This is a genomic window from Labilibaculum sp. (assembly GCF_963664555.1).
Taxonomy (GTDB): Bacteria; Bacteroidota; Bacteroidia; order Bacteroidales; family Marinifilaceae; genus Labilibaculum.
On the sequence record NZ_OY761461.1, the window covers coordinates 4569741 to 4595663 of the forward strand.

The 25923-nt window shown below is 36.8% G+C and carries 20 protein-coding genes; 2 read left to right on the forward strand and 18 right to left on the reverse strand.

Annotated features, from left to right (window positions below):
• Positions 1–38 precede the first annotated feature (38 nt).
• The 16 genes from ACKU4N_RS18210 to ACKU4N_RS18285 all read right to left on the reverse strand — a co-directional run bounded on the left by ACKU4N_RS18210 (position 39) and on the right by ACKU4N_RS18285 (position 20007).
• A complete protein-coding gene (locus ACKU4N_RS18210; protein WP_321318835.1) occupies positions 39–605 on the reverse strand; it encodes a c-type cytochrome in 567 nt (188 codons plus the stop codon).
• 24 nt (positions 606–629) lie between these two features.
• Positions 630–1793 (reverse strand): quinol:cytochrome C oxidoreductase, encoded by a 1164-nt coding sequence (locus ACKU4N_RS18215; RefSeq protein ID WP_321318836.1) that lies wholly within the window; start codon positions 1791–1793, stop codon positions 630–632.
• Positions 1794–1813: 20 nt separating this feature from the next.
• Positions 1814–2335, reverse strand: a complete 522-nt coding sequence (locus ACKU4N_RS18220) for a DUF3341 domain-containing protein (protein WP_321318838.1) — start codon at positions 2333–2335, stop codon at positions 1814–1816.
• A gap of 192 nt (positions 2336–2527) precedes the next feature.
• Complete coding sequence (gene nrfD, locus ACKU4N_RS18225) at positions 2528–3745, reverse strand: NrfD/PsrC family molybdoenzyme membrane anchor subunit (RefSeq protein ID WP_321318840.1); 1218 nt, start codon at positions 3743–3745, stop codon at positions 2528–2530.
• A 2-nt stretch (positions 3746–3747) separates the two neighbouring features.
• Positions 3748–3894 (reverse strand): hypothetical protein, encoded by a 147-nt coding sequence (locus ACKU4N_RS18230; RefSeq protein WP_321318842.1) that lies wholly within the window; start codon positions 3892–3894, stop codon positions 3748–3750.
• Between the two features lie 16 nt (positions 3895–3910).
• Positions 3911–6895, reverse strand: a complete 2985-nt coding sequence (locus tag ACKU4N_RS18235; protein ID WP_321318844.1) for a Fe-S-cluster-containing hydrogenase — start codon at positions 6893–6895, stop codon at positions 3911–3913.
• Positions 6896–6957: 62 nt separating this feature from the next.
• Positions 6958–8112, reverse strand: a complete 1155-nt coding sequence (locus ACKU4N_RS18240; RefSeq protein ID WP_321318846.1) for a cytochrome c3 family protein — start codon at positions 8110–8112, stop codon at positions 6958–6960.
• 410 nt (positions 8113–8522) lie between these two features.
• Complete coding sequence (locus ACKU4N_RS18245; RefSeq protein WP_321318848.1) at positions 8523–9518, reverse strand: collagen-like domain-containing protein; 996 nt, start codon at positions 9516–9518, stop codon at positions 8523–8525.
• Positions 9519–9624: 106 nt separating this feature from the next.
• Positions 9625–10218: a Yip1 family protein gene (locus ACKU4N_RS18250; RefSeq protein WP_321318850.1), complete on the reverse strand. Its 594-nt coding sequence runs from the start codon at positions 10216–10218 to the stop codon at positions 9625–9627.
• A 15-nt stretch (positions 10219–10233) separates the two neighbouring features.
• The gene (locus ACKU4N_RS18255; RefSeq protein WP_321318852.1) at positions 10234–11004 is read right to left on the reverse strand and encodes a TIGR00266 family protein; all 771 of its coding nucleotides are present in this window, start codon (positions 11002–11004) and stop codon (positions 10234–10236) included.
• Positions 11005–11055: 51 nt separating this feature from the next.
• A complete protein-coding gene (locus ACKU4N_RS18260; protein ID WP_321318854.1) occupies positions 11056–11574 on the reverse strand; it encodes a DUF3592 domain-containing protein in 519 nt (172 codons plus the stop codon).
• Between the two features lie 12 nt (positions 11575–11586).
• A complete protein-coding gene (locus ACKU4N_RS18265) occupies positions 11587–12639 on the reverse strand; it encodes a hypothetical protein (RefSeq protein WP_321318856.1) in 1053 nt (350 codons plus the stop codon).
• A gap of 393 nt (positions 12640–13032) precedes the next feature.
• Positions 13033–13566: an outer membrane beta-barrel protein gene (locus ACKU4N_RS18270; RefSeq protein WP_321318858.1), complete on the reverse strand. Its 534-nt coding sequence runs from the start codon at positions 13564–13566 to the stop codon at positions 13033–13035.
• Positions 13567–13849: 283 nt separating this feature from the next.
• Positions 13850–14512: a hypothetical protein gene (locus ACKU4N_RS18275; RefSeq protein WP_321318860.1), complete on the reverse strand. Its 663-nt coding sequence runs from the start codon at positions 14510–14512 to the stop codon at positions 13850–13852.
• A 42-nt stretch (positions 14513–14554) separates the two neighbouring features.
• On the reverse strand, positions 14555–16276 hold the full coding sequence (locus tag ACKU4N_RS18280; protein ID WP_321318861.1) for an OmpA family protein: 1722 nt from the start codon (positions 16274–16276) through the stop codon (positions 14555–14557).
• Positions 16277–17142: 866 nt separating this feature from the next.
• Positions 17143–20007 carry a tetratricopeptide repeat protein gene (locus tag ACKU4N_RS18285; protein WP_321318863.1) on the reverse strand — a complete coding sequence of 955 codons (2865 nt, stop codon included), beginning with the start codon at positions 20005–20007 and terminating at the stop codon, positions 17143–17145.
• Between the two features lie 433 nt (positions 20008–20440).
• Between ACKU4N_RS18285 and ACKU4N_RS18290 the strand changes: the two genes are divergently transcribed.
• Positions 20441–21103 carry a phosphoadenylyl-sulfate reductase gene (locus ACKU4N_RS18290; RefSeq protein WP_321318864.1) on the forward strand — a complete coding sequence of 221 codons (663 nt, stop codon included), beginning with the start codon at positions 20441–20443 and terminating at the stop codon, positions 21101–21103.
• Between the two features lie 39 nt (positions 21104–21142).
• Positions 21143–22060 (forward strand): NAD-dependent epimerase/dehydratase family protein, encoded by a 918-nt coding sequence (locus tag ACKU4N_RS18295; protein ID WP_321318866.1) that lies wholly within the window; start codon positions 21143–21145, stop codon positions 22058–22060.
• 95 nt (positions 22061–22155) lie between these two features.
• Here the strand turns inward: ACKU4N_RS18295 and ACKU4N_RS18300 are convergent, their stop codons facing one another.
• Positions 22156–23256, reverse strand: coding sequence for an AI-2E family transporter (locus tag ACKU4N_RS18300; protein ID WP_321318868.1), 1101 nt, complete (start codon positions 23254–23256; stop codon positions 22156–22158).
• A gap of 146 nt (positions 23257–23402) precedes the next feature.
• A complete protein-coding gene (gene lon / locus ACKU4N_RS18305) occupies positions 23403–25856 on the reverse strand; it encodes an endopeptidase La (protein WP_321318870.1) in 2454 nt (817 codons plus the stop codon).
• Positions 25857–25923 lie beyond the last annotated feature (67 nt).

A 25923-nucleotide genomic window follows, 5' to 3' on the forward strand; every position in this document is an offset into this window, starting at 1 on the left:
CTTTCTTCAATTCTCAAGCTAATTCATAAGATCCCGCCCTACTTTTGTCCTTGCAAATCAACTTTTATGTACTCAATAATTTTCCATCTGTCGGCTTGCTTAATTTGAGCACCGTGAGCGCCCATAACCCCAAAACCAACGGTTATTACATGGAAAATCTCACCGCGGGGAGTTGTTTTCATCACATCGGTAATCAAACTTCTGGGCTGAAATGGATATTTGCCACTTGTAAACAGATATCCTTGTCCATCTCCCTTTTCACCATGACAGTGGATGCAATAAATCCCGAAAAGTTTCTTGCCTCTCTGCACATCGTCAGCGGTCATTTCGTTGGGATTAAAAATATTTTCGCCCGCCCAAATCCGTTCTTCCGGTGTTTTTTCAAAATGGTAAGGAATCATTTCTCTGGGAATAGTACCCTCAACCGGCAAACGCAAACTCGAACCGTCTTCGAAATTAGGATTCGCAGAATAAGGTTCAAAAGCCCGCGATTCAACCATATCCGGAAAATAGGAATAACCCGGATGGTTGCGGTCTTTATCGCAGGATGCCAACAAAACCACAACTAGCAATAAAGCACTACTATAGGATACGAATTTTTGCATAACAATTTCTTTTTGGGTCATGAATCAGGTTTCGTAATGAAAGCTCTCTTCGAGCAAAGGATCATTTTTACTTAACAGCGGCGCTTTAGCCAAAGAGGAAAAAACTACGAATAAAAAGCCAGCCAGATAGAAACATACAAATCCAATTTCCGTCAGCCCAATTTGAGCCGTTTTCCCGATTGTTCCCGGAATTACCAGTAAATAGATATTCAACCATTGACCAATCAACACAACCACCGCCATAAGCGATAACCATTTTAAATTCCGTTTCGAATTCCGGGTCATTAATCCCAGAAATGGAATTGCAAAATTAAGAACCAAAATGGTGAAAAACAGAATGGTATGATCGTTTAATCTGGGTGCAAAATAAGCCGTTTCTTCAGGAATGTGACTGTACCAGATCAACAGATACTGAGAGAACCACAAATACATCCAGAAAATACTGAATGCGAACAGGTATTTTCCCATGTCGTGAATGTGTTCTTTGTTGATGAATTCCAAATGACCTTTCCATTTCAAAAAGCTGATAAAAAGGATAATCATGGCAATACCAATCTCAAAAAGACCAATAAAAATAAACCATCCGTAAAGGGTACTGTACCAGTGTGCATCGATAGACATTAACCAATCCCAGCTCATGGTAGAACTTGAAACGGCAAAGAAAACCATAAACAAAGCGGCCAATAACTTTCCCTTTTTATAGTACTTGATATGTGTTGATAAATCCTGCTGCAAGGAATTTTTCCGCAACAATCGCGTCAACCATATCCAAACCCCAAAATAAATTGCCATCCGGATGAAAAAGAACGGAATATTTAAATAGGCCGCTTTCCCCTCCAATATTGGATCGTGCAATCCCTCGTGCGACCAATGATAGATATCATGCATTCCGAAATACAACAGGAACATCAAAATTGCTGATACCGGCAGAAATGATGCGAAGGCTTCGGGAATGCGCTGCAATGCCGTATGCCATCCTGAATAAGCTATTTTATGCAATGCCTGAAATACGCCTCCAAACAGAGCAATGAACAGGAAAAACAGGTTGTTAATTAAAAAATTTGTCCAAAACCTCTGACTGTTGGGGGCTTCTATAAAATACCCAAGCAGAAGCAATAGAATTCCGAATCCTCCTGCTGCAAGCAGTGCAATTTGCGCTTTTCGGGAAAATGTATAATTCTTGTCCATCACCATATGGTTTATGCGGTTTACGATTCAATCTCCTTAACCTGTATGTTCATTGCGTCTTCTTTTTCCAGAATGCCTTTCACAACAGTATCCTGACTTCCGGCCTCATCCAGATCTACAATAATCACAAAACGGTCATCGGTACTTCGTTCATCATGGATAATATTGTTGGCTCCCGGTCCGAGTTTCGAACGAATAAAAAAAGCAATCGCCATTCCAAAAGAGGCAAACAAAACCGTCAGCTCAAAAGTGATCGGGATAAAGGAAGGAATCGCAAAATGAGGCTTTCCTCCAATAAACAATGGGTAATCAACAGTAAATGCCCAGGTCTGAAAACCAAAAGCGATGAGCAAACCAATTCCTCCGCAAATGAATGCAACAGTTGGTAAATTGGATCGTTTGAATCCCAATGCCTGATCCAATCCGTGAACCGGGAAAGGAGTCAAAACATCCTGAATGGATACATCCTGAGCTCTCAATTCCTTGGCAGCACGAAGAAGATTCTCCTCATCTTCAAAATAAGCTGAAATATATCTTTTCATCTGTTTATAATTTTTATGCAGTTGTCAGATGGAACTTACCATACAATCATCTCCCTGTGTGTAGAAAGCTTTATATATGGACGTTTCATCTGTTTATAATTTTAAGTTTTCGTCATATGGTCCCGAAAGCTTTCGGGATTACCATATAGTCATTCTCGTGTGTGAGAACTTTTTCTCATGCTCGTTTCATGATTATTCGTTTTTATCCTCATTTGTAAATTTCTCTCCGGAACTTTTCATGACCGTCTTCACCTCGGCTATTGCAATTACCGGGAACACCCGAATAAATAGCAGGAAGCAGGTAAAAAACAGGCCTAAGGTTCCGATAAATATTCCCACTTCAACAATGGTTGGACTGTACATTGACCAACTTGATGGCAGGTAATCGCGGTGCAGAGAACTAACAATGATTACAAATCGTTCGAACCACATTCCAATGTTGATGAAAATGGATAGAACAAAAGTGAATGCAAGATTTCGTCTTAATTTTTTAATCCACAGCAATTGCGGAGAAATTACATTGCAGGTCATCATGATCGCATAGGCCCACCAATATGGTCCGGTTGCACGGTTCAGAAATGCATATTGCTCATATTCAACGCCCGAATACCAGGCAATAAACAATTCGGTGATGTAGGCAATCCCCACAATAGAGCCGGTTGCGATAATAATTTTATTCATCGATTCAATATGACCAACTGTAATATAGCTTTCCAGATTCAATACTTTCCGTGTAATAATTAAGAGCGTAAGCACCATTGCAAAACCAGAAAAGATAGCTCCGGAAACAAAATAGGGAGGAAAAATGGTTGTGTGCCATCCCGGAATCACCGAAGTTGCAAAATCGGAACTTACAATACTGTGAACCGATAGTACCAATGGTGCGGCCAATCCGGCCAATACCAAACTCATGGTTTCATGTCTGCTCCAGTGTCTGGCAGATCCTGTCCAACCAAAACTCAAAAATCCGTAAACCGCTTTCTTAAATTTCGATTTCACTTTGTCGCGAATGGTTCCGATATCAGGAATTAATCCAACATACCAAAACAAAAGAGAAACACTAAAATAGGTACTGATCGCAAACACATCCCACAAAAGCGGTGAGTTAAAATTGACCCAAAGACCACGCGTATTTGGATAAGGGAACACAAAGAAAGCAAGTAGTGGACGTCCCATATGAATTAATGGAAACATACCTGCACACATCACGGCAAAAAGTGTCATTGCCTCGGCTGATCGATTGATACTTGTTCTCCATTTCTGACGAAACAGCAGCAATATGGCTGAAATAAACGTACCTGCATGACCGATCCCTACCCACCATACAAAATTGGTAATTCCCCAACCCCATCCAATGGTTTTGTTCAATCCCCAGGTTCCAATTCCCTGCCAAATCGTCCATCCCATCATGGCTAAGCCCAAAACAAAGCCGATAATGTAATGGTGATTCCAGCATACCAGGCTTTTCCTGCTTTTCCTTCAATTGGAGCAGAAATTTCATCAGTAATCTTTTGATACGTTTTTTTCCCCGTGATTAATGGTTCACGAATTGGCGACACATACATAAGCGTGGTTTTATGATTTGTTCGTTTCTTTATTTCTAATCTTTGTCAGATAACTTACCGATGGAAGCGTATGAATCTCTTCCAATAAATGATAATTTCGCTTGCCCGAAGTTTCTTTTACCACCTGACTGTTATTATCATTTAAATCTCCGAAAATGATTGCTCCTGCAGGACAAGCTTGCTGACAAGCTGTTTTGATTTCGCCGTCCCGAGGTCTTCTTCCATCAATTTTTGCTTTCAATTTCCCTTCCTGAATCCGCTGCACGCACATCGAGCATTTCTCAATCACTCCTTTGGCCCGAACCGTAACATCGGGATTTAGAACCATTCGTTTTAAATCAATTGTCATTTCAGCCACATCGTGCAGATTATCTGGAATCGAATCTGCTTTCGTAAAATCAAACCAATTGAACCGACGCACTTTATACGGACAGTTGTTTCCGCAGTAACGAGTCCCAATACAACGATTATAAGCCATTTGATTTAAACCTTCGCTACTGTGAGTGGTAGCCGCTACCGGACAAACATTCTCGCAAGGCGCATTGTCGCAATGCTGACACATTACCGGCTGAAAGGAAACATCCGGATTCAGCTCACTGCCCGAAAAATACCTGTCGATACGAATCCAGGACATTTCGTGCGCCCGAATCACCTCTTTTTTACCAACTACAGGAACATTATTTTCTGCCTGACAAGCAATGGAACAGGCACCGCAGCCAACACAGGAATTCAAATCCACAACCAATCCCCAATGATGATTCGGAAAATTTGATTTCTTGTAAATACCTGCATTCTCATATTCCTGATGCGATTCATTTCCGGCCGCCGGATCTTTTAAATATTCTCCCAAAGAAGCTTCACGAACAATTGCTCTTCCCTCCATGGAGTGATGAGTTTGAGTCATTGCCAATTCATACTTCTCTTCTGTTTTTTTGATTTCAACTCCTGTAGAGAAATCGACCCGGGAATCATTTTTAAACTGAGATAATTGGGAAACATTAACTCCCACATTCTTTCCAACTACTCCGCAATTTGTTCTTCCGTAACCCAAAGCAACTGCAACTGTATTGTATGCCTGTCCGGGCAAAATATAAACCGGCAATTTCATTTCTGAATTCAGCTCCACAACATCACCGGTCTCCAAAAGCATTTCTTCTGCTTGTTTTGGCGATACGGTCAAATAGTTGTCCCAACAAATTTTCGTTACCGGATCTGGAAGTTCCTGAATCCATGGATTGTTTGCCATTTTTCCATCGCCCATGGCTGAGCTTTCATATACCTGAAGTTCTACGCCTGATGATTTTGGTGCATTTGCAATGTTATCAATCAATTCCCCAATGCCATCCAACTTAAATTTGGTGTCGAAAACCGATTTTGTTTGAGGTTCAAAAACTCCTTGTTGCAGGCTGTTGTTCCAAAAAGTGGTGAAATTTGGATAGGCCGTTTGAAGCGGATATAATTTCTCTTCCCAATAATTCTTAATAAATTTTAAATAGTCCGTTTCCTGACCAATCCATGCAAGCAAAGTAGATTGAAATTGCCGGGTATTGAATAACGGACGAATTCCCGGCTGCATCAAACTGTAACGGCTTGTTTTAGGTTCCAAATCATTCCAGCTTTCTATAAAATGATTATCGGGAGCTACATATTTAAAACGACCACTGGTTTCACTTGGAGTCATATCCAGTGACACCGAAAATGGCACTTTATCTATTGCCTTTGCAAATTCCTCCCCCTTAAAATAATCGTATACCAGATTAACACCGTAAGAGAACAAAGCTTTTACCTTACCCGAATTCAGATCAGTAAGTAATTGTTCCATATCCGGATCAATTGCTTGTTTGGTTAGTATTTGTTTATCAATCCGCAAGGTTGTTCCGTAATTTTCCAACTCGTAATTGATCGCATTGATTAAGATCTGAGTATTTAAATCATTTTCTCCTGCAACAACCAATGATTTCCCTTTATTTTCCCAAAGCTCTTTGGCCAATTCGCGGATATCTTCCGAAGTATCATTCAAAGAATAGGATTCCTGACCTTTAATTTTCAATATCTCATTGTACAATTGAGCAACAAGCAAAGCTTGTTCGGAAGGTTTTACCGGAATCCGATAATCGGCATTACTTCCTGTTAGAGATAAACGTGATTCAAACTGAATGTGCCGCGACATATTCGTATTTCCATCGCTTAGTTTGCGTTTTTTGGTGTACTGACGAATGTGTTCAACAGGCATCAGCCAATTTCCTAAAAAATCTGCATCGAAACTCACAATTACATCTGCAAAATCGAAACGGTAATCGCAAATCCCAGCTTTTCCAAAACACATTTCGTTCGCCTTTATCAATGCAGATGCAGATCGGTTATCGTACTGTACCCACTTCACATTGGGATAAGATTTTAAAAACATCTCTATCACAGCCTTTGTTGATGGACTGTATATTGTCGGAGTCAAAAGAACGGCTCTCTCTTTACTTTCTTTTAATTGATTCAATTGCTGAATCATACTTTGATCCAATTCATCCCAGGAAATTTTGGTGCCACCTTTCCGCGGATTTTTATAACGGCTGGTATCGTACAATCCCAAAATGGAAGCCTGGACTCTTGCACTTGTCCCACCATATGTGACAGACGACAAATCGTTGCCTTCAATTTTTATTGGACGGCCTTCTCTGGTCTTAATCAGGATACTGCAATATTCACTGCCGTTTACATAGGATGATGCATAGTAATTTGCTTTCCCCGGTGATATTTCTTCGGGTTTAATTAAATATGGAATGGCCTTATGAACAGAATTTTCACAACTTGCCAACACGGTACTAATCGCAAGACTATAGCCACAAAGCTTTAAGAAATCACGACGGTTCGATTGCGTTTTCTCATTCCCATTATCAAATATATCAAGTATTTGTTCCAGATTTCCCTTAGGTAAACTTTGCTTTTCGGGAGTTTCTGATCCATTTTTACGTTCGGCAAGACTTTTCCAATGTTTCTTCATAGATAAATGGTTATCAATAGGTAAAATGCAATGCAACAGGACAATAATTGGCTTTTTCGATTCTAATAATGGCATCGGGCACATTCCCGTCCTCCAATATCAGTAACTCTTACACTGTCAATAACTCCTGCAGTTAAATCTTCGTGCAGCTTTTTAAAGCCGTTGGCATAATATCCATTGGCCTGAAAATCAACAGCTGTTTTATCATGACAATCCAAACACCAACCCATCGACAAATCTTCAACTTGCTTAATTACATGCATTTCTTCAACAAGGCCGTGACATTCCTGGCATTCTCTTTTACCAACATTGGCATGCTGGGCATGACTGAAAAAAACATGATCGGGTAATTGATGGATTCGAATCCATTCTACAGAAGTGTTATTTTCTATTGCCTTAATAATTTTGTTAATTTCGAATTTCCCTGAATTAGGTCCTTCCCTTACAATAACATGACAGTTCATACAAAGATTTACATGCGGAATTCCTGCCGATTTACTTTCATCAGCTGTTGTATGACAATATCTGCAATCAATTTTATTACCGGTAACATGAACTTTATGAGAAAATTTAATGGGCTGTGCAGGTTGGTAATTTTGTTTGCGTCCCAAAGCCATAGCTCCATCAGCCAACATGTTTATCTGGTATCCAAAGGCAAGTACAAAGATTAGTACTGGTATAAATTTATATTTGATTTTTTTAGTGAAGAACAAATCAATTAAGGCGATCGTAATTAACGCACCCAAAAAGAAAAAAACAATCAGGTTATTTACCTTAGGTTTGGTTTCATGAAGGGTATCCTCCCTTAATTGAACGAGATATGCTTTAATGTATCCAAGTTCTTCTTCCGAATAAGAATATCCTACATGGGATGCCTCCATTTTTTTCCCCAACGGACTCATCAATACAGATTTAAATTCTGCAATTGATTTATCGGCGTAGGTTCCGGCAATATCCATCGCAGAAGGATTCCAATTCAGCGTATCGATGTATTCAATATTGTGGCAGGAAACACAGGATGTTACATCCGTTTTTATTCTGGTTAGACCTTTAAAAAGACGCTCGCCCCGTTTCTCAGAATTTAAGAAGTAATTAAAATGATGACCTTCTGTTTCAGCAACATGAGTGCTGTCAGCTTCAATTGCGAGAAGCGCAGGAGGACTAAATAACAGAAAAAGTATAATCAGGGCATAAAAAAATCCGTAGGGTTTACTCATAGGTAAGGTATTTGGTACAGATTAAGGTTATATAATAGCCAATAATGAAAATACAAATCAAAATACGAAACCCTTATCTTCCAAATCCTACTACAATCGAAACATTCTATTTAAAGGCAGCTGAGCTCACTTTGTTCGTAACTTCCTCGCTCTCTACCAAATATAATAATTTAAACGAATAAATCATATTCATTCACATAATGAAATACAAGAGGAAGTCAGAATATATACAGACATATATGTCTTTTATTAATATTTACTAAGGATACATGATTATTAAAAAATTTGTGCAAAAGATGCAATTCAGAAATAAATTGAAAAGAGTGGTTTTAAGAACAATTTTTTCATCAGCCAAAATAAAAAACGGGCATTCTTTTAAAAGAATGCCCGTTGATATTTTGGATTGTAACCTATTCTACAATACCCATTTCCAATGCTGCAGCCTCAAAACTTATTTGATCATTTGCTTTAGACGTCATTTGATTAGCTAATTCACCAGTAATAATAACTGCTCTGTAATTAAAAGTTTCTTTTGAAAGTATTTCTTCCACATTTGCAAAAGTGAACAACTCACGCGCCATGTAACAGATATCCTGACCACCAAATCTAAATGATTCTGTCAGTAAATTCCCTGAAGTTGTTTTATTTGAATTTGGCAATAAAATTGCATGATCGTTTGCATCAATCCTATAAACTAAAACAACACCACTCTCAACTACATTATCAGTAATCTTATCAGACAAAGATATTAATTGATCATATGCATAAAGCAAGTTCTTGTCCGCATTTAGAATCCACTGATTCTCCAATACACTAAACAAATAAGATTTCACATTGGCATTTCCATCGGCACCTTTCAATTCTAAACCAGCTCCCCAGTTTGTATCTCCTTCATCATTTGTTACTGCCGGGCCATAAAGCACATAGCTTGTTTTATTAAGGTAAAAATCGCCTGTGTTTCCGATAGTGTTATCAGGAACACCTTCGCCGGAAAGTATTTTTGAACCATTTGTACCGTTGGTTCCATCAACACCATTAGTTCCATTGATACCATCAATACCATTAGTTCCATCAGCACCGTTAGTTCCATTGGTACCTTTTAAAGAAAACCCATCTGTATCTGTCCAATTATCTGCATTTACTTTAGGTCCGTACAACATTCCTGTTGCAACATCCAAATAATAATCGCTTGTTGTTCCAACTGTTGCTGCTGGTTCGCCTTCACCGCTATAAATAATGCTGCCATCGGTTCCTGCTGGTCCAACTTCTCCTGCTGCACCTTGTTCTCCTTTATCTCCTTTTGGCCCCAATAATCCAGCCTCACCATCGTCACCACTACATGAAACCATCGAAATACTTAGCGCCATAAAAGCGACTGCGAAAAAATAAAGTTTACTCGTTTTCATTTTTTTTGTAAATTTGAAATGATTAATAATTTGGAATTAAAAAGATCTTGCGTGATGTTTAATTCCTTTTAATTATGTATTTCCGGAGGCTGTAACCTCCGGATTTTTAATATGTACTTAAGCCTGCTGAAAGAAGAACTACTCCAATTGCTAAGGAGGCCAAAACGGACACTCCAATGACTAAGATCAGACTAACAATAAAGTAGCTTGTTTTTTTTTCCTCACATACCTTTGTTATGGGAACAAAACCAATATATAAAATATACAAACTGTATAAGCCAGCCAGTAAAGCCAAGATGGTTAGACTTGGAAGAATGTAAAAAACTCCCGCAAGCCAAATTGGCGTATAAGAATAGGCTACCAGTTTAATTGCATTGAAAAAGCTTACTTGAGTATCGAAAGAAGGTGCCAGCTTATGAATACAGAATGCACTTAGGAAAACACCTAAAAATGCGCCTAAAAAAGCAAGAATCGCCTGATGAAGTCCCCAGCTAAAAGAAGCAACTTTAAAATAACTCCCCAAACCTATTAATCCATACCCAATAAAAGAGGCTATGGTAGGAATTAAAACCAAAGGAAGTACATAGGATAACAAAAAATCTTTCTGGTCAGTTTGCTCATGACTAATCTTCGCCCATGCTTCTTTCGGCTGAAGGATAACCAGTTTTACTCTATCGATTAAATATTCAATATTTATCATGATTTCAGAATTTAATTATGATTCCAATAAACTCTGTAAAATCCCGTTACTACCTTCTTTCCGACTATTAGAACCTCCTGTTGATAATTGATTGATTAACTTACTAATTGGCATGGATTGCAGCCATACTTTTCCCGTTCCCTGAAGAGTTGCCAGAAATAAACCTTCCCCTCCAAAAACCATCGATTTCAAATTCCCTGCCTGTTGAATACTAAAATCAATACCTTCCTGAAAACCAACAACGCATCCTGTATCCACCCTCATTGTTTCTCCGTTCAAATCATGCTCTATAAGTGTTCCTCCGGCATGGATAAAAGCATTTCCATCGCCTTGTAATTTCTGAAGAATAAATCCTTCACCGCCAAAGAATCCGGCTCCCAGTTTACGATTAAAGTGCATGCTGATTTTTGTTCCTAATGCAGCACACAAAAAAGCATCACGCTGTACAATCACAGTTCCACCTAATTGCTCTAAATCAATAGGAACAATAGTTCCAGGATATGGCGCGGCAAAAGCAACCTGACTTTTTCCTGTTCCCCGATGCGTAAAATGTGTAATAAATATTGACTCCCCGGTAATTTTTCTGGATGCAGCCGAGAGTAATTTCCCGAAAATTCCTTTATCCGGCTCTGAACCATCTCCCATCTTCGCCTGAAAATCAATCCCTTCTTTCATATATAACATTGCTCCGGCTTCGGCAATTACTGTTTCATTTGGATCCAATTCAATCTCTACCAACTGAATATCGTGTCCTATAATCTTATAATCTATTTCGTGTGATTTCATGATTTCTGTATTTATAATTTGGTGATATTAATTATCTAATTCTTTTCTATTTCAATTCCTTGATCCTAAAAACAATGCCAAAACAAACACTCCAATTTTTTTAACAAACTGCCACAACATGAGAACTCCTATTAAACAAAACAGTAAAGGACCGTAAGTAATCAAATAAGTAAAAAAATTGGGGCCAGGTTCAAGCAAGGAAGCATCAGGCAATTCCGGATCATAATAAACAGTAACTGATTTCCCTTCTGCATATTTCTGAATATCTTTTTTTGCACTTGATGCACTGCTGCTGCTTCCATCAACAGTAGAAATTCTATTTCCAGAATACTCCTTCCCCTCTACAACATATGTGTAAACAATATTGGAAGCATACATTTTTGTTCCATCACTTATCGATGTGCTAATATCCGCTAAAGTAACCATGCCTTCAACAGCTGGCCAAGACTTTGAGGCATTTGCCTCTTCAACAATAGTTTGGCTGATATTTTTATAAAAAAACCAACCTCCCATAATAAATGCTGCTGCAAAAATTAGTGCAGCAACCGATGAACTTTGCTTGTTTTCCATAGTATCTATTTTTTAAAAATTAAAAGCATCCATTAGTTGAAGCATCTCTGGTTTCGTCTGAACAGAACTGGACACAAGTATTATATATGTATCGTAATTTGGAATTTCGATGATTAAAGAAATGCCTTCATCTCCTTCCATTTTACCATACATACAGTTTCTCCCACTGTGTGTAAAGATTTCAAGATTTCCTCCCTGATCAGGATTGCCATTTTTACGTGAAGTTGCAGCTACTCCCAAATTGCCATTCATTCCTTTCATGAACATGGCACTATAGGTTCCCTCCATATTCATTACCATCATTTTTCGGTAATTATTGAAGCTGAAACCATTTGCTATTTTCTGAAACTTCTCATAAGGATACTTTACAGGAACTAAATCTATTGCTTCATCGCCATCATCACCACGATCATCGTTAAAAGCATCACTCATACCTCCAAATATCTCCTGCTGATATTGATCCTGATCTTCGTATTTAATATTAGAAGGAGGAGTAAATTTTGAGGCAGACACAGAAATATTTTTGTCAAACCCGGCAGCTGTTTCGATCGATTCAATACCTAATATTTTTGCTTCTGATTTTAATGTAACACCTTCATAAATCCAACATTTAGCGCCCATTAATTTTACAACTTCACACTCATTCCCCAAAACATTTTCTTTACCAACAATCTCGCCGCCAAAAGCTTCCAACAGATCTTTTCCCATCTTCTTCTTTTCTGCATCGGTCATATTATCAGTGATATCCTGAAAAGGAACAGTTCCTTTCTGCCCTTTGTTTTCAATTAAGTTGGCATTCCAAAATTTACCGTCTTTAATAATCGAGATATCATGCGTTTTTGTTTCACTCTTAATTCCAAACATTTTAGTTACGCTTACCGATTTGGTTTCCGTAAAAGATGAATTCCCATAGTTGTCCCACCAAACAGACTTGGTGCCAGTAGTATTTCCGCTGAGTTGATACTCAATATGCCCTGATTTGATGGCATATATTTGACTCTTTTGCTGAGCAGTCACAACAAAGGTCATTAGTAAATAGCTTACGATCAGAATTATTTGTTTCATGTGTCTAAATTTGTTTTTTATTGCCACATGGAACTCGCCAACTTAGTCATCCTCGTGTGTGAGAAAAGTCTTCTCATAGCGCGTTTCATATGATTATAATTTTAAGTTTTTGTCATATAGCCTGTCCCAAACATATTTCGGGAGAACTTACCAAGCTGGAATAATCACCCTGCTGTATGTCAAAACACCTTGACATGGACGTTTCATCGGTTAATGGATTTGAATGAAATGCACTTGTTTGATTGCGAGTTTTAACAAAAATTAGATGATTGAGCTTTACCTGAAATACTTCCTGTCGGGAACTTTTTTATTATGGTTGAATGGTTGTAAAGTGAATTGGTTGATTGCCCCAAACAGGAAGTACTAACTAAATGTATGTAGTTAAATAAAACTCTAGAAATGGTATAACAATCCTACCCCTGCTGACAAGAAATTTGAACCGCCAATGGTATACTTCAAATCTGCATTGAAATACATTTTATCGGACAATGCAAAGCGACTGCCAACACCAATATTCACACCAATATCACTTCCTGAAGCATCCAAATCTGACATGCCTCCAAGAAAATCGTCGAACTCACTTGATCCTGAACTTACTCCATCCATTTTAAATTTCCAGAAAGTAACATTCAAACCTCCAATACCATAAAAAGTCATACTTTCGTCAGTAGAGAAAACGTAATGCGCATCGAAATCCAATGTTGACCAATTCACATTATTTTTCTTTAAATAGTAAGTGAACGCAGGGGCAATTTCCCATGTATCACTTGCTAAATAAACTCCTTTAGCAGATATACCAAGAGTGCTGATATCCGTTGCATATCCAAGACCTGCTCCGGCCATAATTTTTGAGTCTTGTGCTTTGCTTGTTAAACTGAAAAATACTGTAAGCACAGCAGCGATAACTAAAACAAATTTGTTTTTCATTTTTTTACTTTTTTTACTGATTATTAATTTTTGATTGAGATTATAAAATTTCCACTTCAACATTTATCCATACTGATGTTTCCATATCAAAACCTGCAGGTACAGCAACTGTTTCTGTGAGATTAATTTTCAGATTTTATTGAAATTATTTACAATGTAATTAGGCCGTTCCCGAGACTAAGCAACTTCTATTTAACTGCCTTGCGAAATCCACCATGCTGGAATAATAATCTTCCCGTGTGTCAAAATCACTTTTCACATAGTCGACTCCTATAATTATAATTTACAGATCAGTAATATCCTTGTGAGGAAAATTAGGAAGCTCGAAATAGCTGTATGCAACCGAAACTTCAAATTTGACACTTGTTGCTTCCTTTATTATGGTGATTCCCGCCATATTTGTTACTGCTTTCAGACTTAGACCTTTGTAAATCCACTGTCTAACTCCAAGCAAACCCCAAACTTCACAGTCGTGACCCAATATTTTCTCATTACCCAATTGAACTCCTCCCATACTTACCATTGTCTCCTTCGCTGCTTCCAATGCATCTAAATTATTCTGGCGCATGTAATCAATTAGAGGATCTTCTTTGGTATAAATTATACTGTTTTTATAATCAACCGAATAAAGTTTCTCATTATCAATTTTATAGGCACTACGGGCATTCGTAGTTGTCGATTCTTCTACTCCATTAACATTAACGATGGTAATTGTTTCCGATTTATCCTCAAAACTCATCTCCAGAGCACCCCATTTTTTGAAATACAAATCTTCTGTGCCTGATCCATTCATATATGGGCCGGATATTGAAGTTTCGTAGTGCACAATACCCGATTCCACATTATAACGCTTGATGTCCTTACTCTGTAAATCATCATCTTTATCACATGAAACAATGACTGAAACAAAAAATAAAATACTTAGATACTTTACTATATTTTTCATAATTCAAATTGGTATTTGTTTAAATCGTTCTTAAAATTTTAATTAGTTTGGCATTACATAGAAACCGGTATTTTCCCTTTGTACAATTGTTGTTGTTTTAGCATCCGATCTGCCCAACCAAAAGTCCTCTTCCGATCTCATCATGTCCCCAGTATTTCCTTCGTCCAAATCGCAAGTGTAGGTTCCTCCAATTTCCAAATGATCCGATTTACTATGAACAGAACCATCATCATTATAGGTTACATACTTAACTGTTAATCGATAACTATCACTTTCGTCAACATCAAGAACTTCCATTTTACCCAAATACCCGTCAGACGTACCGTAAATGATGGTAGTCCCATTTTTCAGAAGAATTCCCGATTGATTGGAAACCGGGATATTCCCATTTGGCAAGCTTTCCATTTTAGTATCGATCGCTTTACGATCCAAAGAATCAAATATTAAATTGCCTGATGTATTTGGATTGGCCGTTGCCGCAATTCCTTTCACTTTCACAAACTCCACTCTTCGGTTGTTCGCTTTTCCTTCGGGAGTGCTGTTATTATCCAATGGCCTGCTTTCTCCGTAACCGGCATAACTCAATCGGTTCGATGAAATTCCCATCTGAATCAATTTCTCCATTACCACTTTAGCTCTCGCTTCCGATAAACTTTTATTTGATGCATCATCACCATCGCTATCAGTATGACCTTCCACACTAAAATTTAAATCAGGTTGTTTTTGCAGTAATTCGCAAATTTTATTGATTGGCCCCATCGACTCGGGCTTTAAACTGGCCTTGTTTACATCGAAACGGATTCCATTGCAAATGATCTTACCATCCTGCAGTACACGATCGTAATATTTAACCCCACCTTTTGCAATGCGAACATTTTTCACATAGTATGCTTTATCGTCGGCTAATTTAGCCCAATATGCCTGCAGACAGATTCCCGTCGGATTTGCTTCATAATGCGGAATATTTATCAATCGAGTGTCATCCATATACACTTTCAACTTGCCTTTTGTGTAGGCAATCGATACATGAATCCAACGGGCTTTATCATTCCAGCTATAATCTAAATCGGGATGTTCTCCAGAAACGTCACTATTCTGAACAGAAATATGTTTGTAGCCTATTTCAATTTCCTGACCACTATTCTTCTGATTTTTTAAATCATATAAGTAAACCGAAAATCGATTGCCATTTGCTGGCTTATAAAAATCAAATTCCACTGTAAAAATTTCAGGAAGATAATCTTCACCTGCATTCTTTAGATATGGGACAACCGCGGGTGTTCCATCCATAAACATCATCACATTTTCGCCATCTACGTTTGCAATTTCAACTTGTCCTTTCACCAAATCCCAACGACTGGGAAACTCACCATTCTCTTCCGTAATTGCAGGACCATCTTCAAAGATTACAACATCACCGGGAACAAAGTCAAATTTATTCCAAACCACGTCAGGCTTTTTAGCAACTTGCTTTTCTACTCTCTCATTACTATTATTCCCGTCATTTCTATTTGAGTCTTCATTGTTTCCTGAAGTAATTTTTGACTCTTCATTCGCAGCTTTCTTTTTCTTCTTCTTTTTACCGAATAAACTTCCAATACCTTCTTCCAGTTTATCGAAGCCTTTATCTACACCTCGTTCTATTTTATTATTAGCTCGACGTGTACCTTGCTTCTTTACTACTTTTTCCGGATCTACTACCTGCGCATTTATAATTGTAATGCTAAGTGTAAATAACAAGGATAGAAATACGAATTTTTTCATGAGTACAATTTTTGGTTTTGATTACATTATAAATGTATGGTGTTAATCAAACCTCAAATAGCAAACATGTTCCAAAAACAAAAGCAAATGTTCAATAATCTCACTATAAGCAACTTAATCGTAAAAACTTCACTTATACACCGAAATTATCATTCCATCATATTCATGCAAACGGAAGATAAAAAGGATTCCATGCATACCTAATCAGGCAATAAAATCCGATTAATCAAAACACCACTTTCTCCCTGAAAACGTATCTTTTTAAGACATTTTGAGTCTTATTAGTATTCTTAAATCGTTGTGGATTTTTACAGAAAAAAAGGAAGGAACAACACCAAAGTATAACAAATGTTTCTGCAGCTAAAACAAATGTTCCACAACAACATAACTAATTGACATATAGATGATTGGTGCAGGATTGAAATTAACCATCCAAACAAGTATCGTAAAATAAATTGGCTCCGGGTTTAAGAAAACACCATTTTTGAGCCGATAACAATTAAAATTAGTTGGTAAATTAACAAACACAGGAGCAATAACCCGTATGTGTTTCGTGTAAGGCATTACACGAATATCCTCAACAAAAAAGATTCTATAAAATTGAATGAACTAAGTTTTGATGTTTACTTGACAAGAGACCAAATAACAAATTGCCTGCCTGCTAATCATCAGATAAGCAGCAAGCGATTTTGTTCTCTTTATTTTTTTAATTTTTAATGTACATCAAACTTTACTTTGATGTACATTAAAATAAAGTTTGATGTACATTAAAAATAATTATTGCCTAGATAAAACAAATAACTTTACCTGTATACAGTAAGGAATACTACTTAAGAATGTATCACAATAAGCCTACTTAAAAAGTTTTAATTGGAATGTTCCTTTATATACTCGGAGGGAGTACAACCTTGAATCTCTTTAAAGCATTTGGAAAAATACGAAGTATCGTTAAATCCGGTAGAAAAACAAACATCACTAATATTCACATCTGGGTTCAATAAAATTTCCGATGCCATTTTTATTCTTTGCGTTCTGATGAATGCAGTAGCTGACAGTCCGGTTAAAGCTTTTAACTTACGATGAAGTTGTGTTCGGCTCATTAAAGTCTCCTCGCAAAACTGATCTACAGTAAAATCCGGATTGTGTAAATTCGCTTCCAGAACTTTCTGCAATGTTCTTGCAAATTTCTCTTCTTCAGATGGAAACACAATATTTAAAGGACTGATAACTATTTCATTTTGATACTTTTTCTGCATCTCTTTTCTTGTGGCAATTAGTCTTTCAACCTTAACGATTAAAGCCTTAGCATTAAATGGTTTTACGATGTAATCATCTGCACCGGATTTAAGACCATCCAATTCATTGTCATCACCAACTTTGGCAGTCAATAAAATAATGGGTATGTGATTGGTTTTCACATCTGCTTTTAAGCAGGAACAAAGCTCAACACCACCAACTTTTGGCATCATTACATCCGAAATAATCAAATCAGGAATATATTCGATTGCCATCTTAATCCCAATTTCCCCGTCTTCAGCTTCTAAAATTTTGTATTTATGAATAAAGTAAGTCTTGATGTATTTCCGCATATCTAAATTATCCTCAACAAGCAACAATACGGGCAAATCTTCAATTTTCACCTCGTTTTCTTCTTCCAGATTCAAATCTGAATTTACTTCATAAAACTGCTCCTCTTTTTTTGCCATAGGTAAAAGCGATATTTCGTTTACCTTAAAATGATCTTTAGATGTTGGCAACAACAATTCAAACTGAATGATTTGACTATTGGAACAACTAACCTTTATGGGTGCGCGGTAAAGAGTACACAACTCCTTCACTAAAGAGAGTCCAATACCGGTTCCTTGTGTTTCGTTTTCGCCTGCACGGTAAAACCGATCAAAAATATGAGCCAATTGCTCTTTGGTTAACGTGCACCCCGAATTACTTACAATTATTTTAATATGATCATTAAATGCATCAAGCTTCATTTCTACATTCCCATTTTTAGGAACAAACTTAAATGCATTGGACAATAAATTAGTAATTATTATTTCAACAATATTCGTATCGAACCAAACATCTCCTGATTCATTTATTTCCAATTGATAATTTATCTTTTTCTCGGATGCCTGATAAATAAACGAATTTGAAATTCCTTTAAGCAATGTTGACAAATCACCTTCCTGCGCTGAAATGGCAAAATGACCTGCATCAATTTTAGAGAGATTTAATAGCTGATCAACCAATGCAAGTAATCTGTTGGTATTCCGCAGAATCAGTTTCATTTCATCCTGCTCCTCATTGCTATGAGGCCGGGCTAAATGCTTTTCTACCGGACCTTTTATTAATGTTAAAGGTGTTCTAAATTCATGGGAGATACTACTGAAAAATTTCGATTTCATCTGATTTACAATCTGTAACTCTCTTGAAACCTTTTGTTTGTTCTTGTATAAGTAATAAAAAAACGCGGCCAATCCTCCAAAAAGCAACAGCAGAACTCCAAACTGATTTCTCTGCATTTTTTTTGATTCTCCAATCAACTGATTTCTTGCATTCAACAGCTCAATCTGATGTGTTTTATTTTCCGATTGATATTTAAATTCCAAATCATTCATTACACGCACAGTCTCGCTGTTGTATAACGAATCGGTATAATTTTTAGTTAACAGCAGAGCATCGCTTGCCTCTCGAAATCTTCCCGTGGCATAATAAATCTCGTACAACACCTGATTGGCAAACATTAAGTTATCAATAGAATGAATTTCTTTTGATAATTTTCTACCTTCCAATAAATTCTTTTCAGCTTCTTTGTATCTCTTTAATTTCGAACAAACATTACCATGTTGTATTAAAATTGTACTCAAATATCGCTGATCATTTTTTTCCCGCTGTAAATCAAGTGCTTTCTCATAATATCCATACGCTTTTTCATACTCATTTTGAAACATTTTAACCTGTCCCAAAAGCTGATAGCAAATTCCTTCGCCGATAGGATTCCCTCGTAATTTTGACAACTCCAGCGATTTATTAATATAAAAATTTGCAGAATCAGCTTCATGCAAATAGAGATAAGCTTCTCCTAAATTCCCATAACTAATCTCTAAATGATATTTATTATCGCTGCTTTTTCCATATTTTAATGATTCCCGAAAATAGGACAAAGCCTTTTGATATTCTTTTTGTACCAAATAGATATTTCCAATTCCGTTTTCGGCAATTGCCTTGCCATATAAATTATTACTGAATTTTGTTGTATTGATTGATGAAACAAAATAATTAACAGCCTCTTCATTGCGATCCGTTTTCCGACAAACAACTCCTAACTCATTGTATATTCGTCCTAATTTGTAATAATCTTTTATTTTATGGGCAAAGGGCAATGACTTTTGATAGTAATATTTAGCAGAATCGTAGCCATGTGTATATCGATGGTTTACCCCTATCCTATAATATATTTCTGCCAGGCCGGTAGTATCCTTATCAGTTTTAATTTTATTCAAAAGCAGATGCAAATAAGACGGATATTCTTCTTTTAAGATTTTTCGGTTATCAGCTACAAGACTGATCAGGCTATCAGAATTTTCGATTTTTCCTTCAAGCATAACCAACTCATTAATGGCTACTTTCAAACTATCTAAATCATGAAACCGGGCTTTCTTATAATCATCCTTGGCATAAACTTCAGTAATTAGGATTGTGAAAAGAAAGAAAAAAAAGAATTTTTTAATCATATTAACAATTATAAGATCTTCTTTAAGAAACGAATAAAAAACACACATAAATATAAAACCAATGCTAAAGAAGTTCTGAAACTTCGCTAAAAATCACTGTAACCATTCTGAATGATTGAATTTAAGACAAAAAAAATGCACATGCAAATATATCATATAACTTAACAAAACAATAATATAAGTGCAAATTTTAAACCCAAAATATTCTAAACTCATCAAACATTAATCCGAATTAACTATTTGTCATACTACTTTACTAAAATTGATTGAAACTTTACTCTGCAACTTATTTTATAAGTTCAGTATTTACCTGTTATCCGAAGCCACTCTACGCTTAAAATTTCCCTAATTTGGAATATTTATTAGTATCTTTACCATCCTTTATATACACATTTACACGCCTTGTTATTTAGTAAGGCAAAAGGATTTTACAATGAATTTTGAAAGCATAAAAAAGAAACTTGAGCAATACAAAGCCGAAGGAAAGACGATGTTTACCACATCCTCTTTTCAATCGCACAGTCTTGTTTTACTTCATATTATCAGCCGGATAGACAATACAATACCTGTTTATTTTATTAATACCGGATTTTTATTCCCTGAAACCATTCAGTTTAAAGATCAAATCGCCAAAGAATTTGGATTGAAAATTATCGATGCAAAATCTTCAGTTCCTAAAGCACAACAAAAAGATGCAAAGGGAAATTTTCTCTTCACCTCTGATCCTGATTACTGTTGTTTCCTAAATAAGGTACAACCTCTGGATGGTGTTTTGGCAGATTACGATGTTTGGATCAATGGCGTTCGGGCAGATCAATCGGCTGTTCGAAAAGCGATGAATATTGAACAGGATGCTCCTCATGGTGTCATCCGATTTCACCCAATGTTGGATTGGAGTAAACAGGAAATTTACAAGTACATTAAAGAGCACAATCTTCCCCGTCATCCGCTCGAAGCAAAAGGTTACGACAGCATTGGCTGTGAGCCTTGTACACGAAAAATGACTCTGGGCGATGATCGGTCGGCACGATGGTTTGGAATGAAAAAAACCGAATGTGGTTTAAATACCGATTTGGTAATTAAAAAAGATAAATAATAATTACAGCTAATAATCCGAAATTAAAACACAGATACAATGAGAGTATTAATTACAGGTGGCGCCGGTTACATTGGCACCGAATTATGCATAAAATTGAATCAGAATCCTGATGTAAAAGAGATTATTGTATTGGATAATCTGCATCAGGCTAACTTCAATCTGTTTTTACACTCCCAAATAAAACCTGGCAAACTAACTTTTGTTAGAGGTGAACTTTTGGATTCAAGAACTCTCGATAAAATTATAAAAGATATTGATGTAGTTTATCATCTTGCGGCTGAAAATTCGGACAACGATAAGCTTCATCATCTTCATGAGCAGGTTAATAATTGGGGAACTGCTGAGTTGGTTTATGCCATCGAAGAAAGCAAGGTAAAGCAATTGATATACGTTAGTTCAACCGCTGTTTACGGTTATTCTGATAATGAATTCGACATTTACTCCATTCCTGAACCAACAACTTCATTGGGAAGTTCTACATTAAGAGGAGAACAACATGTTGAACGAATCATGTCGAAAATAAACACTCAAATTATTCGTTTGGGAAATGTTTTTGGTTACGGTGTAAGCATGAATATGAAAGGAATTTTAAACAGTTTACTTTTCGATTCTCATTTTGTGGGTCGTATTTCCATCCACGGAAGTGGAAACCAAAAACGTCCGTTTATTTCTTTGGAAAAAACCAGCAGCATCTTAGCCAATCTTTTGGGTGGCAAATTAGATTCCGGAGTTTATAATCTGGTGGAATACAACAAATCAATTATGGATATAGTGGAAGTTATTCAAGCCCAAAATCCGGATATGGAAATGATTTTCACCAACCAGCATCTCGAACTGCCTCAGCAATTGGTTGCTGTTGATGAACGAATTATGAAATTGTACGACGGAGAAAAATTAGGCTTTGAAGAAGAATTAAAAATACTAAAAGATCATTTTGAAGCTTCAAGCCTATAAAAGCTATTGATATATCTTTGTTGTCAGATACAAAAAAGCTTGATTCGGGAATGAATCAAGCTTTTTTTTTGTTTTCTGACCAATGTAAATCCCAGCTAAATTTTTTCCGTTAATTTCTTTACAAACCGGTATTTGTTAAAAAACTCTTTTGCAATAACACGCATAATTGTGTAAGATGGTATTGCCAGCATCATTCCTAAAATACCTGCCATACTTCCTGCCATGATAATCACAATAAAAATCTCGAGAGGATGAGCATTTACACTGTTGGAATAAATTAAAGGTTGAAACAAAATATTGTCGATAATCTGAACTGTGGCGAATACAAGCGCCATATATCCCAAAAGAGGAACAATTCCTGTATAAAAATCAATATCTAAATTGGTGGCAATTCCAATAATCATTCCAAAACAGGCTCCAATAATTGGTCCTATATATGGAATCACATTCATGATTCCAGCAAACAGCCCAATTACAACTGCGGTACTAAAAGGCAAACCAACAATGGTAAGACCAATGGTTACCATAAAACCAACCAATATAACTTCAAAAAACAATCCCACAAAATAACGCATTAACAGTTTTTTGATCGAATCCAATACGTGACGAACACCTTCTTCGTTGCGGGCCGGAACCATAAGCACAACTCCTTCGGTAAACAAACTGCTGTCCTTCAAAAAGAAAAAAGTAATGAACGAGATCGAAAACAATGCAATAAATGTATTCCCTAAAGTACCAACAAGAGAACCAAAAATATCCGAAACATCAGACACTTTCACAAATGATGAAATATTTTTAACCAGAACTGCTTTCAGGTCAAAAGTCTCGCCATTGGCAGAATACTTCACCACAAAAGCTTCTATTTTTTGCATTGGTTCTTCAAGACTTTGAACGGCTGCATTTACATCTATATTTGATAGATCCTGCGCCTGCGATGCTATCATTGGAATAAAGGTCCGGAAGAACATAATCATTACCATCCACAAAAGGATGAGTGTTATCCCTGCAGATAAAACAGAAGGAAATTGCCATTTCTTGATCTTTAAACCATTTAAAAAATCGACAACCGGACGTCCAATAAAGGAAAGAACAACCGAAATTAAAACGTATGTCACAATATTGCTGAAATACCAAAACAATAGCCCTAACATGATTAAACCAAGAGCTACAATAAAATATTTTCCTTTTTCATTCATAGGTAAACGATAATTTTTGCCTGTTGAGTATCCCAAATAAGAATAATTGATTGCATAACAGTTTAAAAGTAAGAAATTTTATGGTATCAAAGAACCCAAACAAAAAAAGGCTTTCTTTCGAAAGCCTTTTCCTGATTTATGCCAAATTAAAATTTTATGGGATTATCTACCTTTTGCTTCATCAAGGCAATGTCCAAAACTTCCATAATCTCATCAACAAAGTGAAATTTAAGACCTTTTAAATAAATATCCTTAATTTCCTCAATGTCTTTTTTATTCTGATTGCAAAGTATAATTTCCTTAATTCCAGCTCTCTTGGCAGCAAGAATCTTTTCCTTAATTCCTCCAACCGGCAACACTTTTCCGCGAAGAGTAATTTCACCAGTCATAGCCAAGTGTTTTTTCACTTTGCGTTGTGTGAAAATTGAAGCCATGGCAGTCACCATAGTAACTCCAGCTGAAGGTCCGTCTTTTGGAATTGCTCCTTCGGGTACGTGAACATGAAGATTCCACTCATCGAAAGTTTCCTTTTTAATCCCCAATGCACCACAGTGTGCTCTCAAATATTCTTGTGCCAGCAATGCTGATTCTTTCATAACATCGCCCAGGTTCCCGGTAAGAGTTAATTTCCCTTTACCAGCCGACAAACTTGATTCGATGAACAAAATTTCACCACCAACCGAAGTCCAGGCCAAACCCGTAACCACACCGGCATATTCATTTCCCTGATATTTATCTCTGTTAAAGATTGGTGCACCTAAAAGTTCTTTAAGATCCGAAATCTTTATATTGATATCATATTCCTCTTCCATTGCAACCTTACGGGCAATACGTCTCATTAACTTGGCAATTCGTTGATCCAAAGCTCTTACACCCGACTCACGAGTATATTTATCGATGATTTCGGCAATTACCTCCTTCGAAATTTTAATATTATCAGCAGTAATACCATGATTCTCCATTTGCTTCGGAATCAAATGAGTCTTGGCAATCTGTACTTTTTCTTCCTGAATGTAACCACTTACATCAATCATTTCCATACGATCGCGAAGAGGAGCTGAAATCGCCCCGATATTATTGGCTGTTGCTACAAACATCACATTCGACAAGTCGTAGTCTACATCCAAAAAGTTATCGTGAAAAGCACTGTTCTGCTCAGGATCAAGAACCTCTAACAAAGCGGAAGATGGATCCCCTCTAAAATCACTGCTTACTTTATCAATCTCATCTAAAATAAAAACAGGATTGGATGAACCGGCTTTTTTCATTCCCTGAATAATTCGTCCAGGCATTGCTCCAATATATGTTTTTCTGTGACCACGAATTTCTGACTCATCGTGTAATCCACCTAGAGACATTCTGGCATATTTTCTATCCAAAGCTCTCGCAATGGATTTTCCTAAAGATGTTTTACCAACCCCCGGAGGTCCGTATAAACATAAAATTGGTGATTTTAAATCTCCTTTTAGTTTTAATACAGCCAAATGCTCAATAATTCTGTCTTTTACTATCTCCAAACCAAAGTGATCCTGATCTAGAATTTTCTGCGCTCTTTTCAAGTTGAAATTATCCTGGGTGTATTCGCTCCATGGCAAATCAAGCAACTCCTCAAGGTAATTTAACTGTACCGAATATTCTGCCGAAGCAGGATTCAGACGTTGAAGTTTATTCAATTCTTTTTCAAAAACAGCTGCAACTTCGTCGGTCCATTTTTTAGTTTGTGCCCTTTCTTCCAACTCTTCAACATCCTGATCATTCGGACCTCCGCCCAATTCATCCTGAATGGTTTTCATTTGCTGATGCAGCAGGTATTCTCTTTGCTGCTGATCCATATCGGTTTTCACCTTGGTCTGAATATCATCTTTCAGCTCCAAAACCTGCACTTCACGAACCAATAATTCCAAAAGCTTCATTGCTCTGCCACCAATCTCATCAATCTCCAGCAACTTCTGTTTTTGGTTGTGCTTAATTTCAGAATTGCTTGAAATAAAGTTGATTAAAAACGAAGCTCCTTCGATATTCTTGATTGCAAAACTAGCCTCATTAGGAATGTGCGGCGACAATTTAATCACCTTAACCGCCATATCCTTAACAGATGATATAAGTGCCTTAAATTCATTATCTTCCTCCTCAGGACGAATATCTTTCAGTGTTTTAATCTTAGCAATGTGGTAAGGCTCCTCTGAAATCATTTCCTGCAGCTCAAACCTCTTTTTACCCTGTAAAATAACTGTGGTAGAACCATCAGGCATTTCCAAAATTTTGATAATCTGAGCAACCGTTCCAATTTTATATATATCATCAAAATGTGGATCTTCAACACTCAAATCGATTTGAGTAGCTGCACCTAACATCCCTTTCTTGCTGTATACTTCACGAACTAATTTCAAGGATTTTTCTCTCCCTACCGAAATAGGAATTACTACGCCAGGAAACAGAACCGTGTTACGAAGAGGCAAAATTGGCAAACTGTCAGGAACAACCAGTTCATCCAGCGTATTTTCATCCTCATCGGTTATAATTGGAATAAAATCTGAATCTTCATCCATCATATTCGTTAATGCGATATCACTTATATTGATTTCAATCTTTCTACTCATTATTTTGCTTGTCATGTTCTCATTACTCACTATAAGGAAACAAACTGATGCCCTATTTAAAGTGACA

Coding starts and splice junctions, on each gene's coding strand:
- ACKU4N_RS18240 (WP_321318846.1), bottom strand. CDS start 8,112: ATGAGTAAACCCTACGGATTTTTTTATGCCCTGATTATACTTTTTCTG.
- ACKU4N_RS18210 (WP_321318835.1), bottom strand. CDS start 605: ATGCAAAAATTCGTATCCTATAGTAGTGCTTTATTGCTAGTTGTGGTT.
- ACKU4N_RS18285 (WP_321318863.1), bottom strand. CDS start 20,007: ATGATTAAAAAATTCTTTTTTTTCTTTCTTTTCACAATCCTAATTACT.
- ACKU4N_RS18245 (WP_321318848.1), bottom strand. CDS start 9,518: ATGAAAACGAGTAAACTTTATTTTTTCGCAGTCGCTTTTATGGCGCTA.
- ACKU4N_RS18235 (WP_321318844.1), bottom strand. CDS start 6,895: ATGAAGAAACATTGGAAAAGTCTTGCCGAACGTAAAAATGGATCAGAA.
- ACKU4N_RS18270 (WP_321318858.1), bottom strand. CDS start 13,566: ATGAAAAACAAATTTGTTTTAGTTATCGCTGCTGTGCTTACAGTATTT.
- ACKU4N_RS18275 (WP_321318860.1), bottom strand. CDS start 14,512: ATGAAAAATATAGTAAAGTATCTAAGTATTTTATTTTTTGTTTCAGTC.
- ACKU4N_RS18290 (WP_321318864.1), top strand. CDS start 20,441: ATGAATTTTGAAAGCATAAAAAAGAAACTTGAGCAATACAAAGCCGAA.
- nrfD (WP_321318840.1), bottom strand. CDS start 3,745: ATGATGGGATGGACGATTTGGCAGGGAATTGGAACCTGGGGATTGAAC.
- ACKU4N_RS18220 (WP_321318838.1), bottom strand. CDS start 2,335: ATGAAAAGATATATTTCAGCTTATTTTGAAGATGAGGAGAATCTTCTT.
- ACKU4N_RS18280 (WP_321318861.1), bottom strand. CDS start 16,276: ATGAAAAAATTCGTATTTCTATCCTTGTTATTTACACTTAGCATTACA.
- ACKU4N_RS18215 (WP_321318836.1), bottom strand. CDS start 1,793: ATGGACAAGAATTATACATTTTCCCGAAAAGCGCAAATTGCACTGCTT.
- lon (WP_321318870.1), bottom strand. CDS start 25,856: ATGAGTAGAAAGATTGAAATCAATATAAGTGATATCGCATTAACGAAT.
- ACKU4N_RS18260 (WP_321318854.1), bottom strand. CDS start 11,574: ATGGAAAACAAGCAAAGTTCATCGGTTGCTGCACTAATTTTTGCAGCA.
- ACKU4N_RS18265 (WP_321318856.1), bottom strand. CDS start 12,639: ATGAAACAAATAATTCTGATCGTAAGCTATTTACTAATGACCTTTGTT.
- ACKU4N_RS18300 (WP_321318868.1), bottom strand. CDS start 23,256: ATGAATGAAAAAGGAAAATATTTTATTGTAGCTCTTGGTTTAATCATG.
- ACKU4N_RS18295 (WP_321318866.1), top strand. CDS start 21,143: ATGAGAGTATTAATTACAGGTGGCGCCGGTTACATTGGCACCGAATTA.
- ACKU4N_RS18255 (WP_321318852.1), bottom strand. CDS start 11,004: ATGAAATCACACGAAATAGATTATAAGATTATAGGACACGATATTCAG.
- ACKU4N_RS18250 (WP_321318850.1), bottom strand. CDS start 10,218: ATGATAAATATTGAATATTTAATCGATAGAGTAAAACTGGTTATCCTT.